Annotated in this window: 15 protein-coding genes; 9 read left to right on the forward strand and 6 right to left on the reverse strand. The window is 69.1% G+C overall.

Features of this window, described 5'->3' with window-relative positions; translation table 11 throughout:
• Positions 1–84: 84 nt before the first annotated feature.
• The 5 genes from ACIO3R_RS06655 to ACIO3R_RS06675 all read right to left on the reverse strand — a co-directional run bounded on the left by ACIO3R_RS06655 (position 85) and on the right by ACIO3R_RS06675 (position 2,746).
• Positions 85–654 carry a DUF6879 family protein gene (locus tag ACIO3R_RS06655; RefSeq protein ID WP_385025641.1) on the reverse strand — a complete coding sequence of 190 codons (570 nt, stop codon included), beginning with the start codon at positions 652–654 and terminating at the stop codon, positions 85–87.
• A gap of 46 nt (positions 655–700) precedes the next feature.
• Entirely contained in the window at positions 701–970 is a 270-nt protein-coding gene (locus tag ACIO3R_RS06660) for a hypothetical protein (protein ID WP_385025644.1), read from the reverse strand.
• A gap of 271 nt (positions 971–1,241) precedes the next feature.
• Positions 1,242–1,451, reverse strand: a complete 210-nt coding sequence (locus ACIO3R_RS06665; RefSeq protein WP_402103938.1) for a DUF397 domain-containing protein — start codon at positions 1,449–1,451, stop codon at positions 1,242–1,244.
• Positions 1,452–1,700: 249 nt separating this feature from the next.
• The gene (locus ACIO3R_RS06670) at positions 1,701–1,910 is read right to left on the reverse strand and encodes a DUF397 domain-containing protein (protein ID WP_385025650.1); all 210 of its coding nucleotides are present in this window, start codon (positions 1,908–1,910) and stop codon (positions 1,701–1,703) included.
• Positions 1,907–2,746 carry a helix-turn-helix domain-containing protein gene (locus ACIO3R_RS06675; RefSeq protein WP_385025686.1) on the reverse strand — a complete coding sequence of 280 codons (840 nt, stop codon included), beginning with the start codon at positions 2,744–2,746 and terminating at the stop codon, positions 1,907–1,909. The genes ACIO3R_RS06670 and ACIO3R_RS06675 overlap by 4 nt, the downstream gene beginning before the upstream one ends.
• 155 nt (positions 2,747–2,901) lie before the next feature.
• Here ACIO3R_RS06675 and ACIO3R_RS06680 point away from each other — a divergent pair, with 155 nt between their 5' ends.
• The 4 genes from ACIO3R_RS06680 (at position 2,902) to ACIO3R_RS06695 (ending at position 4,624) form a co-directional block, all read left to right on the forward strand.
• Positions 2,902–3,096, forward strand: a complete 195-nt coding sequence (locus ACIO3R_RS06680) for a hypothetical protein (protein WP_385025689.1) — start codon at positions 2,902–2,904, stop codon at positions 3,094–3,096.
• Positions 3,093–3,296 carry a hypothetical protein gene (locus ACIO3R_RS06685; protein ID WP_402103942.1) on the forward strand — a complete coding sequence of 68 codons (204 nt, stop codon included), beginning with the start codon at positions 3,093–3,095 and terminating at the stop codon, positions 3,294–3,296. The genes ACIO3R_RS06680 and ACIO3R_RS06685 overlap by 4 nt, the downstream gene beginning before the upstream one ends.
• Before the next feature lie 462 nt (positions 3,297–3,758).
• Positions 3,759–4,088 carry a hypothetical protein gene (locus ACIO3R_RS06690; protein WP_385025656.1) on the forward strand — a complete coding sequence of 110 codons (330 nt, stop codon included), beginning with the start codon at positions 3,759–3,761 and terminating at the stop codon, positions 4,086–4,088.
• A 26-nt stretch (positions 4,089–4,114) separates the two neighbouring features.
• A complete protein-coding gene (locus ACIO3R_RS06695) occupies positions 4,115–4,624 on the forward strand; it encodes a MarR family winged helix-turn-helix transcriptional regulator (protein WP_402103944.1) in 510 nt (169 codons plus the stop codon).
• A gap of 1,308 nt (positions 4,625–5,932) precedes the next feature.
• Here ACIO3R_RS06695 and ACIO3R_RS06700 read toward each other — a convergent pair.
• Entirely contained in the window at positions 5,933–6,541 is a 609-nt protein-coding gene (locus ACIO3R_RS06700) for a hypothetical protein (RefSeq protein ID WP_385025662.1), read from the reverse strand.
• Between the two features lie 270 nt (positions 6,542–6,811).
• On the opposite strand from ACIO3R_RS06700, the gene ACIO3R_RS06705 reads away from it, so the two are divergent.
• From ACIO3R_RS06705 to ACIO3R_RS06725, 5 genes are all read left to right on the forward strand, one after another.
• On the forward strand, positions 6,812–7,966 hold the full coding sequence (locus ACIO3R_RS06705) for a N(5)-(carboxyethyl)ornithine synthase (protein WP_385025665.1): 1,155 nt from the start codon (positions 6,812–6,814) through the stop codon (positions 7,964–7,966).
• Between the two features lie 142 nt (positions 7,967–8,108).
• On the forward strand, positions 8,109–8,741 hold the full coding sequence (locus ACIO3R_RS06710; protein WP_385025692.1) for a response regulator: 633 nt from the start codon (positions 8,109–8,111) through the stop codon (positions 8,739–8,741).
• A 117-nt stretch (positions 8,742–8,858) separates the two neighbouring features.
• Positions 8,859–9,275, forward strand: coding sequence for a CU044_2847 family protein (locus ACIO3R_RS06715; protein WP_385025668.1), 417 nt, complete (start codon positions 8,859–8,861; stop codon positions 9,273–9,275).
• A gap of 3 nt (positions 9,276–9,278) precedes the next feature.
• Positions 9,279–11,426: a trypsin-like peptidase domain-containing protein gene (locus ACIO3R_RS06720; protein ID WP_402103948.1), complete on the forward strand. Its 2,148-nt coding sequence runs from the start codon at positions 9,279–9,281 to the stop codon at positions 11,424–11,426.
• Complete coding sequence (locus tag ACIO3R_RS06725; protein WP_385025674.1) at positions 11,423–12,373, forward strand: AAA family ATPase; 951 nt, start codon at positions 11,423–11,425, stop codon at positions 12,371–12,373. Before ACIO3R_RS06720 ends, ACIO3R_RS06725 begins: the two co-directional genes overlap by 4 nt.
• Position 12,374: the final 1 nt, after the last annotated feature.

A 12,374-nucleotide genomic window follows, 5' to 3' on the forward strand; every position in this document is an offset into this window, starting at 1 on the left:
ATAGCCTTTAAGTCGTGATTGACATTCGACTGAACCCCTCAAGCCCCAAACCCAGAAGCTCTGTCGCATTCCGAGCACAACGTCTCAGACCTGCTCATCGATCACGTTCGGCGGAGGCAACCGGGCGACGTGACCGCTGAAGAAGTCGCCCAAGGGCTCACCAAATCGATGCATCTCCTGGATCGCCTGCCGACACTCGGAGATGACACACGGATCGTCGAAGCGGATGCCGCCGGCGAGTTTCCCTTCATCGTCGTAGAGCACCTCATACATCACCGAGGAACCAAGGACGACGATCTCAGAAAGTGAACCTCGCCCTTCGTACAAGCGGATTCCATCCCCGGTAAGGACTTTCGTGTCCTCCCCGTACTGGGCCTTGAGGTGCAGCAGATGGAGTTCCCACTGGAGGTACGGGGAGATGGGCTCCTCTACGCAACGAACACGGTGGAGGGAGAATCCGCATCCGGCGATTCGCCGGAAGTACTTCTCGTAGTGACTCCGCTGTCCCTCGATCAGCGTCAGGGACTCGTCCCAGTGCCCACGACGGAACGCTTCCCAGCTTTCCACCCCGGGTTCCCGGAATTCTTGTTGCCGTTCGAGCTTCCAGAACCCCTCGGGGCCGGAGCGCCAGAAATAGCGGTCGAAGTCCTCCATGTAGGCGTCCAGCCCGAGACGCCGACCAGGGCCGTCGGCCCGTGGGCTACGCATCAGGGATGTCCGCCTTCGCCGCAACGGCTGTCCTGCGCGGGATGACAACGATCCGCTCGTCCGGGGCAACGACAAGACCCGGAGGAAGGCGGGTCAGGTAGGAGTCGGTGAGATCACGGCCCACGACGGCGATGTCACCGTTCTCCAGTTCCCAGATGTCCGGGCATCCCTGCTCACCGCCCGTGGTCCCGAGTTCTGCGGGAGATTTCCCCAGGCGACGCGCCAGTGGCGAAGAGGGATCGGCTTCCCAGCCCCGTGTCATCAAGGGTCGTCCATTCGATCCCTGCGAGGGTAACCGAGATCACACCTGACACAAGATCGGATAGCGACTTCCGGCCACCGGACGGAGGCGGTCCGGGCCGCGCGGCAGCAAGGGCGGCTCCGAGGACACCCATTTTGTGCAGGTCATCAGGAACAGCTCCCCACCGACGGCAGCGATCGAACCGGCCTTGGTCTCAGCGCCATTGGGTGAACTCGCGTCGCAGCGCAGCCCCATCGTGCGCTGCACGGTGGGGCTGCGCTGAATCGATTGCTCAGACGGTGCCGAAGTCTCCGGCCTTGACGCCCGCCACGAAGGAGGCGAACGCGTCGGCACGAAGACCCAGAGTGGAACCACTCAGATCCTTGGAGTCGCGGACAGGGACGACGCCGGTAACGGACGCGCGCGCCGGCGCCCACTCGACGCAGGAACCGCCGTTGCTGCTGTAGGAGGACTTGAGCCAGCGGAGGGATTCAGTCGTCACGAGGTACCCCTTCTTATCTTCTGGATCATGGCCACGGATGTCGCTTAGGACAGCGCTCCGACATGTAAACGATGGCAGGGCTGTCAACAGAGCCGCAAGAAGCAGCTATCGCGCTCCCACGTCCCCACACTGAACGGACTCGGCATATGCAAGACAGAAAGAACCCCGCCATGCTCCCGGCTCGGGACTGTGACGGGGTTTTCACTGTTGCGACGCGTACGAAAGGGGCGGTGTACGCCTGCCGTGCAGTCAGATGATGCCGAGGTGACCGGCCTTGACGCCCGCGACGAACGAGGCGAACGACGCGGCCGGGAAGTACAGCGTGGGGCCGCTCAGATCCTTGGAGTCGCGGACGGGGACGGCGCCGGTAGCGGACGCGTGTGCCGGCGCCCACTCGACGCATGTGCCGCCGTTGTTGCTGTAGGAAGACTTGAACCACTGGAGGGATTCGGTCGTCACGGGGTGCCCTTTCGTGCCTCGTTGATCATGGCCACGGACGCTGCCTGGGACAGCGCTTCGGCCTGTAGTTGATGGTAGGCCGTCAACAACGGAACGACCGATGCGATTTCTCGGTCGAGGTGCCCCTGCGTCTGCGACTCGACATAGGCAAGCACCGCACGGTCCGCGAGCGTGAGCAGATTGGTCGGTCGGTCGAGGGTCCTGTGCTCCCCCATGCCATACGGTGCAATCTGCAACACAGTATGAGGAAGCGCCGCGAAATCGACCAGGCGACGCAGCTGGGCCTCCATGACCTCAGCGCCACCCACGATGCGACGAATACAGCTCTCGTCTATCACCACGAGAACCATGGGAGCACGGGGCCGCACCAGGGCAGCTTGACGCTCCGCCAGGAACGAGACACGTTCATCTGCCAGTTCGGGCGTGATGGCCTCTCGCCGCACGGCACTGTCCGCCAACACCCGGGCGTACTGGGGCGTCTGAAGCAGACCGGGAATGATCCCGACCTCGAACACCCGGATCTCCACGGCTCGACCCTCGTGTTTGACGTACTCCGGGAATCCCTCCAGCAGACTGCCGTATTTGATCTCCCGCCATTCACGCTCGAACGACTCTGCGGTGTTCAGCGTGCCTAATGCAATGTCAACCTTGCGGCTGAACGGCAGAGTTGGCGACTTCCGGCTGGTTTCGAGCGCCGAGATGTGCCTGCCGGTACACCCGACCAGCGTGGCGAAGTGATCCTGAGTCCAGCCGCGAGCCTCACGCGTCCTGCGCAGACGAGCACCAAAGGCCGCTTGCGGGCTCGCCTCAGGGTTCAGCTCCTTGCGGTTTACCAATGTGCCCTCCAATAAAGCGACGTTGCAGACAACGCGACTCCAGGTCAATGCCGGCCGCCTTGGTAGTGGAATGACTACGGAGAGGCACGATCGTGTGCGCAGAAAACGGCTCCTTGAGCGGACACGCTCACCACGCACCCACCCCCGGCACACTCATGGTGGACATGGCCCGCGCGAACAGGATCGGGGAGTTCCGAGGGCTCGCCGGCCCGTACTGGTCACTGCGACCGATCTGCGGCGGGCAGGAGTGGGAGGCCGAGCCCGAGCACGTACGTCCCGCGGACTCGATAGAGCGGCTGCGCGCCCAGAACACGCGGTGCAACGCGCGGAGTCGGGGTGAGGTGCTGTGAGCGCCTCGGCGCACGACCTGGCCGCCGAGTTGGACCGTATCGCGTCGGACCCCGAAACCCGCGCACTGTTCCGCGCCGAGCTGGACCGCGCGATTGCCCAACGCCTGGCGGGTTCAGCCGAGTCGGCGGCCTTCATGGAGGCGGCAGCCGAAGCGCTGCAAGCGGGGCTCAGGCTCCCGACCGGGGAGCGCCCCGCGTGAACGGCGTCCCCTACATGGCGGAGATCACCGCGACGACCGGGGGGAGGGCCGTCTCGCTCGGCAGGGCCATCCTCCCGAACCGCCGGCTCGCGCTCCGGTGGCTGCGACGGCAAGCACATCGGCTCGCGGACGGGGGCAGCGCGCCCGAGCCCCAACAGCCGTCCGGCACGCGGGACGTCCGGCGGATCGACTTTCGGAGCCCCGCCGTCCCGAACGGGCTTCGGGCGTGGGCGCACGACCCGGGTCAGCAGGACCACGCGATGGCGCGGCTGGAGGCCGGGGGGCCCGATGTGCTCACCGTGCTCGACCCGGCTGCCGGCCTGCTGGTGACGCTCGCCGGGTGGCCCGTCCGGTCCCGTCGTGCCGTGGCCGGGTACGGCGCTCCCGAGCCCCCTCCCCGTCCGTGTGCTGTCGCGCGCCGCACGGACCGGGTTCCACGTCCCCTCAACCGGAGGCTCAACGGTGATCCACTGCAATTCCCACGCTCTTCCACCCTGGTTCGACACCGCGCAGGCGCATCAGCAGGCGGGTAGTGCGGGACTGCCCCACTCGCTTGTCTGCGAACTGGCCAAGGGGCATACCGACGAGCACGCCGGTCATCTGGAGGACATGGGGCGCGGCACCTTCGACGTATGGGTGCGTTGGGACGACGACCACTTCACGTACGTCTGTGCCGAGCCGTGCGAACGGGTCGACCCCGCCCTTGCCCCGCTACGGCAGCAGGCCTGCACCCTGTTCGTGGACCACGCGCCGGGGCACTCCTGGGAGTTCGAGGACTTCCTGCAGGACTGATGTTCCTGGGCGGATAGCGTCGGATCATGAGACCGCAGACCGATACCGCCGCCGATCAGGCGCCGACCGATCAGGCACCGGCCGATCCGGCCGCCACCGACGACATGCTGGCCACCCAGCCCGTCGGGTACTGGAGTGGCCTCGCCCATACGGTCGTCACCCGGCATCTGCGTGACGCCATGGCCAGGATCGACGTCACGCAACCGCAGTACTGGGTGTTGAACCGCGTGAACGGCGGGTCCGCGGCGCCGCCGAGCCGGGAGGAGCTCGTCATCCAGCTGACGCCGCTCGCGGACGGGCCGGATGAGATGGGGCGGGTCGTCGACCAACTGGTCCACCGCGGCTGGCTGCGGATCGACGCCGGGCACCGCCTGCACCTCACTGATGCGGGGGAGGCTGCCAGGGTGCGGTTGCGCGAGCTGGTGACCGAGCTGCGCACCGTGGTCCACGAGGGCATCAGCGACGCGGAGTACGTGACCGCGCTCAAGGTCCTGCGGAGGATGGTCGCCAACATCGAGAACGACGGGGACTCCTGACAGAGCGGGGGCGCGTGAGACGTGACTCCTCAAGGCACCCGGACCACCAAGGACGTGCCCGGTCGGGCTCGTCCGTGGTGGGTCACGGGACCGTGGGTCCGCCGGTCAGCCCGTCCGGGGCTTCGAAACGCCCGGATGAGGCGTCACCCTCGACTTCGAAACACTCGGCAGAGGAGCCTTCCGCGGAGCCGAAACGCCCGGATGAGGGGTCACCGCAGGCTTCGAGACGCCCGGCCGCGGGTCCTTCGGCGGATCCGAAACACCCGGATGAGGCGTCACCGCAGGCTTCGAATCGCCCGGCCAAGGACTCTCCCCCGGCTTCGAGACACCTGGGCTGGGCAGCTCGGCCGGCGCCGAAATACCGGGCTGAGCACCTCCCGTCGGCTTCGGAATGCTCGCTTTGCTTCCCCCGTGCTTCACCATGTCGTCCGACGGGTCTCCGCTGCCGCCGCCGCTCGACCCGCAGCTGGAGCCGGCGAGGGAACAGACTTGTGCCTCGATACGGCTGGCGATGCTGCCGCCGACTCCGCTCATGGTCAGGGCCAGCACGATCACGGCGACAACAGTGATCAGCCCCAGATACTCCACAGCCGTCTGTCCCCGGTCGCGCAGTAACTTCCGCCGCGCCCCACCTGGCGCGGGAGCGGGTATCTCGTGCGTCAGTGTTTCGGGCTCGGTTCCGGACAAGTGAAACACCCAGCAATCCCTGTAGGAGAGCGCAGCCATCCGGCATGCCGCGCTCATACTGTTACCGCCACACGCCTGGAGTGCGCTCAGTATACGTAGTACTTAATGAGTTCAGCCCCAACGGCAGTATCCAAAGGCCCAGTTCAGGCGCTCGCCTGCCGGTTCGCCTTGTCAGATGGCAATTACACGAACACGGTTCCCGTCGGCGGCGAAGCCATGGTCCGCCGGTTCGCCGTCGGCCTCACGCCCCGGCACGGTGCGTGGATTGGATCGATCCGGCGACGCTCGCGACACTCGCTCGTCCGTAGGGGTACTGCTTCCTGGGAACCGCTCCATCGTCTCGGCGCGGGCGGGCCGTGACGTCAGCCGCAGCTCCCGTTCCGACGGGCGACTCCGGTCGCACGGCGCGGAGCCGGGTCAGCCCTGGGGATGACAACGGACCCTGAGGGAAGGCGAGTTCGCGTCCGAAGCGGCAACACGCGGATCTTCTACGGCTCACCACGGGCACTCGGCATCCCGCCAGATCAACGGAATTGACGATCGATCTGCGGCTTCGGGCAGATGCCCGGATTCACAGGCTGGGACCCGGTGTCCGGGAAGCCGAGGGCGGGACGGCCCGCGTCATGCCGCCTGGAGCACTTCGCAGGGGCAGTGGTGGAATTCCAGGCCGAGTTCGTGGTCCACGACCTCGCTCGAACGCGTGGCGGCCTCGGTGACCTTCTCCCAGGAGCCGTACTTCAGGTAGAGCTGGTCCGGCGTCGGGCCGAGCGGGTTGCCGTACTTCTTCTGGTTGCGCGCCTCCAGTTCCGCGACCTGTTCGGGGGTCATGCCGGCGCGCACGACATCCTTGGCCTCATTGCGCATCCGGCTCAGGGTCCGGGCGATGTCCTCCTCCGAGCGCCCTTCGGCACGCATGGCGCACTCCTTGCGCTCCATGTCCTCAAGGAGGCGGTGGTAGCGCATCCGCTGGTCGCGGGCTACCTCGCGTTCCTGCGGAGTCTCGCTCCGGATCAGGCACACGACGGGTTCGGGGCTGGTGCAGGGACCGTGGTCCGGGGACGCCTGGGAGACAGGGGCGACGACCACCGAACCACAGCCGGCCGACGACCGGCACGGGTGCGCCGAGTGCTCGTCAGCAGAGGCGGACTGGAGGGGAAGGAACGCGGCCTGGGCGAGCAGCAGCGCGGGAACCACGCGACCGGCCAGCAGACGCAGACTGGGTAGTGACATGCGCTCATCGTTGCGGTGGACCACGACGAGACCGAAGCATGGCGGGGCCGAAGTACCCCTGACCGGGGCCAACTCCACCCCGCAGGGTGAAGCGAAGCACAGAAGTACCAACGAACCCGTGACCGAAGCCCGCAGCCCGCACCCCCGCACCCCCGCACCCCCGCACCCCCGCACCCCCGCACCGAATGCGACCCTTCCGTCACCGAGCGCGACGAGTCACGTCCGCGCGCTTCCAGCGGGTGTTATACAGGTAGCAATCAGAGGGGTATCTTGCAGCAGCTCAAGCTCGGAATCATGTCGCAGGCTCGCAAAGAGAACGAGCACCGCCTGCCGATCCACCCGGCGCACTTCGAACGCATCGACGCCGACCTCCGCTCCGGCATCTATCTGCAGACCGATTACGGAGAGCACTTCGGTGTCCCGGACCAGCAGCTCGCACCGCACGTCGCCGGTTTCCGCTCGCGCGACGAACTGATCGCGGAGTGTGACGTCATCCTGCTGGCCAAACCGCTGCACCAGGATCTGGCGGAGCTGCGGGACGGGCAGGTGCTGTGGGGGTGGCCGCACTGCGTGCAGGACGAGAAGGTCACGCAGGCAGCCATCGACCGCAGGCTCACGGTCATCGCCTTCGAGGCGATGCACCACTGGAACCGGAAGGGCGGATTCAGCCTGCACGTGTTCCACAAGAACAACGAGCTGGCCGGCTACTCGTCGGTGCTGCACGCCATGCAGCTCACCGGGGCGACCGGTGACTACGGGCGCCGTCGGCGTGCGGCGGTGATCGGCTTCGGCGCCACCGCCCGCGGCGCGGTGACCGCGCTCAGCGCGCTCGGCGTGCACGACGTGGACGTGCTGACCGCCCGCGGCACCACCGCCGTCAGCTCACCGATCCACTCGGCACGGATCGTGCGCTTCGACCACGACGTGGCCGACGACACCCTCGACCCGCGGCGCAGCATCGCGCTCACCGAGGACGGCCCGGAGCCGCTGGCCGAGTTCCTCGCCGGGCACGACATCATCGTCAACTGCGTCCTCCAGGACACCGCGGCGCCGCTGATGTTCCTGATACAGGAGGATCTGGCGAAGCTCGCGCCCGGCACCCTCGTCATCGACGTCTCCTGCGACGAGGGCATGGGGTTCGCCTGGGCCCGGCCCACGACCTTCGACGAGCCGATGTTCACCGTCGGCGACAACGTCCACTACTACGCCGTGGACCACAGCCCCTCCTACCTGTGGGACGCGGCCACCTGGGAGAACAGCGAGGCGCTGATCCCGTTCCTGCGGCCGGTTCTCGAAGGGCCGGCCGGCTGGGACGGTGACCGCACCCTCAGCCGGGCGATCGAGATCCGCGACGGCGTCGTCCAGAACCCCGCGGTGCTGGCCTTCCAGCACCGCGCCGAGCAGTACCCGCACGCACTGCTCTGAGCAGTACCCGCACGCACTGCGCTGAGCCGACGCCACCCGGCCGGCGGCAGACCCACCCCGGGTCGCGCCGTCGGCCGGGCGTCCCGGGCCCGGTAACGCGCCCCGACGCCCCGCCCGCCATACCCTGTCCCCCGTGAACGAGATGCCGCAGAACCACCGGCCGGTCAAGTCCGTACGCGTGCTGCTCGCCGAGGACCAGGGGATGATGCGGGGCGCGCTCGCCCTGTTGCTCGGTCTTGAGGCGGACATCGAGGTGGTGGCCCAAGTGGGGGCCGGGGACGAGATCGTGGCGGCGGCCGTCGCCACGCGGCCCGATGTCGCGTTGCTGGACATCGAGCTGCCGGGGCGCAGCGGTCTGGACGCGGCCGCCGATCTGCGGGACGAGGTGCCGGACTGCCGGGTGCTGATCCTCACCACGTTCGGGCGGCCCGGCTATCTGCGGCGTGCGATGGAGGCCGGGGCGGCGGGGTTCCTGGTGAAGGACGGGCCGGTCGAGGAGCTCGCGGTGGCGATCCGGCGGGTGCTGACCGGGGAGACCGTCATCGATCCCGCGCTGGCCGCCGCCGCGCTGAGCGCGGGGCCGAGTCCGCTGACCGCCCGGGAGCGCGACGCGCTGATGGCGTCGGTGGACGGGGCGACGGTCGCGGACATCGCGGTGAAGCTGCACCTGTCGGAGTCGACGGTGCGCAATTACCTGTCGTCCGCGATCGGCAAGACGTCCACCCGTAACCGGATGGAGGCGGTCCGGGCCGCGCGGCAGCAGGGGTGGCTCTGAGGGCGGTGCCGGTGTCCCTCATCGGCCGGAACACCGCTTTCGGCCCAATGCGTCGATCTCATAACCGATTTGGTCGAGCATCAGTTTCAGCGCCGCCGATCCGGCGACAATGTGGTCGTGTCCACACCACCTGACATAGAACTCGACGACGGCACTCCCGTCCGCTTCCTGCTCACGCCCGTGCCCGGGACCGCTCCCGCGGCACCTGAGGCGCGGCAGGACGACAGCGACCTTCCCGAAGGCATGGGGAGGGCCGTCCCCGTGGCCGCCGGGGGCCGGTCCGTCGCCAGTTTCGCGGTCGGGTCGCTGCGCGGCGCGCTGAAGCCCGTCGGTCCGCTGCTCCAGGAAGTCCATGACGCGGTGGTGGCCGCTCCCGAGCCACCCACGGAGCTGAGTGTGACGTTCGGCGTCCAGGTCGGACAGGACCTGAAGTTCGGAATCGTGGGCGGCAGCGGCCAGGCCCACCTCACGGTCACCGCCAGCTGGCGGCCGGTTCCGTCCCGGAGGGCCGACGCGACGCCGGCCTCCGAGTGACGCATGGGGTGGTTCGGAGTCACGGGCGCCGCGCACCACGACGATCCGTCCCACCTCGTGGTGACGGTGCGGCGGGCCGATGACAGCGGTACGGCGGGCGCGGGGTTCGTTCTGGGCCCCGACACCATCCTGACCTGCGCACACGTCGTCAACGACGCGCTCGGCCGGCCCATGCTCGAAGCCAGGCCGCCGAGGCTGGAGGAGATCCCGGTCGTGGTGCGCGGCACGAGTGCGGAGCAGTACTCCGCGCGCCTGCTCCACTGGGTCGCCCCGCGGGCCAGGAACGGTGGCGCGGTGCGCGAGGGCGACAACGAGTGGCTCGGTGACCTGGCCGTGTTACGCGTCGACGGACCGGCGGGCGGTCTGCCCGCCGCCCCCGACCGGGCCGACATGTCGACCGACCAGGAACTGAGTGCCTGGCACGGCGGCGGCGCGGGCTCGACGCTGGCCCGGCTCACCGTCGCCTCGCTCCACGCCTCGCTGGGCTATCTGGACGGCGAGGCCACGGGCATGGCGGTCGGCCCGGGATACAGCGGCGGTCCGCTGTGGTGCCGGCGCGAGGGTGCCGTGGTCGGCCTGGTCGTGGCCCATTTCATGCCGCCCCGGGACGCGGCCACCGGGCTGCCCCTTCCGCACACCCCGCAGCACCTCATCCGCCGCAGCTGGGCGATCCCCTGGCAGCGGGTCAGGAGCGAACTGGACGCCGTGGGCCTGCACGGCGTCCTGCCTCCGCGGCTGCCGGAGTCCGAGGATCCCGCGCTCCTCCTGCTGACCGAGGCTGTCGGGGACATGCTGTACTCGCCGAGTGAGCGCTCGGACTGCGCCAAGCGGCTGGCCCAGGCCTGCGGTGTCGGGTGCGGGAGCGACGTCGTACCGCCCACGCCCGAGGATTTCGCCCTGTTCCTGCTCTCTCATCCGCGGGCCCTGGCCGCCTTCTCGGGGATTCTGCGGCGCTCCAGCGACCCGGCGCGTGCCGACCGGGTGCTGGCCGCGGGTTCCCTCTGCGACGCCCCCCGGATGCTGACACCGCAGGAGTACGCGGGACTGCTCAGGCTCCTGCGGCCCATGGGCCGCGACGTGCTCGCCCGGATTCCCGAGGCCGCTCGGGCCGCCCTGCCCCATGTCGCGGCGTCCCCCGGCGGGGAGTCCATGGACGCGCTGCTGAACCGGCTGGAGGCACTGCCCGGGGACGGCCGCTCCACGAACGGGGAGCGCAGGGTCCCGGCGCTGCTGCGGGTCATGGAGTACGTCGGCGCGCTCTCCCCGCCGGCGAAGCGGGCGGAACTGCGCATGTGGGCCGACGGGGTGGCCCAGCGCCTCGGTATCGCCCGGCCCGCCCTGAGCGAGCGGCGGTCGGACGCGCAGGCCTGGGGGCGCTCGGTCCGCGACCGTTCCACCCGGATGCGGGTCCTGGTCCAGGTGACGCTTGCCGAGCGGGGCCGCCACCGGCTGCGGATCTGGTGCGACGAGGGCGCGGGCCCCCGTCAGGTCTCCACGGACAGTCTCGTGTCCTACTCGGCGACGGACGGGGCCCGCGAGGTGCTGCGCGTGCTCGACTCCCTGACGCCGCCGGCGGACGACGAGCGGCCGCCCCTGGTCGAGGTGCTCGTCGACCGGGCGAGCCTCAACCTCCCGGTCGACGAGTGGGCGGCGCACGAGCCCGGCGAGATCGTGCCGGGTGTGCTCGGCGTGGAGTTCCCCCTGGTCGTGCACTGCCCCGAACTCCTGCGCAGGCACGGGAGGTTCGTATCGCACTGGCGCAGCCGGTGGAACCGGCTGGACTCGGGGAAGACCCTGGTCGTCTCGGAGTCCATGGACCCCGATTCCCTCTATTTCAAACTGGTCAACCAACTCGACACGGTGCGCGTCTCCGTGGATGTACCGCCCGGGTCACGGGACGGCATCGTGCAGACATGTCTCGCTGTGGGCATTCCTGTGGTGGTGTGGGACCGCGGCCGGGACGGGGCTTCGCACCTCGTACAGCACATGGCGGCCCTGGCCACCCGGGAGCTGCCCGACGGCGTACGCGACTACCGGGCGAACGCCAAGGCGAGTCCGCCCGAGTTCCCCGGCCGTCCGGTCCTCGCCTGGGCCGACGCCGACCGCACCGTGCCCCGGCTCCACCTGACCGAACCACAGGAGAGCTCATGACATCCGCTCCAGGGGCCGACTGGCGCCTCTTCCGCGGCGACGGGGAACCCAGGGCCGTGTCCCTGCCTCCGGCCCCGCCCTGGCGTCAGTTCACCCCGGGCCGGTCGGCCCATCCCGGCAAGCCCTATGTGATCGAGGAACAGCACGCGAACATCGTGAACGCGGCGCTGCACCTGCGGCGCCCGCTCCTGGTCACCGGACCGGCCGGCACCGGCAAGTCCTCGCTCGCCCACGCGGTCACCCATGAACTCCGGCTGGGCGAGCTGCTGCGCTGGCCGGTCAACAGCCGTTCCACGGTGAAGGACGCCCTCTACCAGTACGACGCGATCGGCCGGCTGCGCGAGACGACGCTGAGCCGGGACCGCGGCGAACGCGAGCCGTCCATCGGCACGTTCGTACGGCTCGGGCCGCTCGGGACCGCTCTCGTGCCGTCGGCGACGCCGCGGGCGCTGCTCATCGACGAGATGGACAAGGGCGATGTCGACCTGCCCAACGATCTGCTGACGGTCTTCGAGGACGGTGTCTACGACATTCCGGAGCTGACCCGGCTCCCGGAGGACATGTCCGACGTGGAGGTGCAGACCCTCGACCACCGGGAGACGGTCCACGTGCACCAAGGGGTCGTCCAGTGCGCGGAGTTCCCGGTCGTCGTGATCACCAGCAACGGTGAGCGCGACTTCCCGCCCGCGTTCCTGCGCCGCTGTGTACGGCTGGATCTGCCCGTACCCGACGAGGAGCGGCTGCGGTCCATCGTCGCGGCCCACCTCGGGGAGGCGGCGCTCGGGGCGGCCGACGATCTCATCGAGGCCTTCCTCCGGCGCCGCGCCCCGGGAGAGCTGGCCACCGACCAGCTGCTCAACGCCGTGTTCCTGCGTACCGGCGGAGTCGACCTGGACGCGGAGGGCCTGCTGGACGCCGTACTCCACCAGCTGACCGGGGCGATGTGAC

The organism is Streptomyces sp. NPDC087428 (assembly GCF_044744085.1).
Taxonomy (GTDB): domain Bacteria; phylum Actinomycetota; class Actinomycetes; order Streptomycetales; family Streptomycetaceae; genus Streptomyces.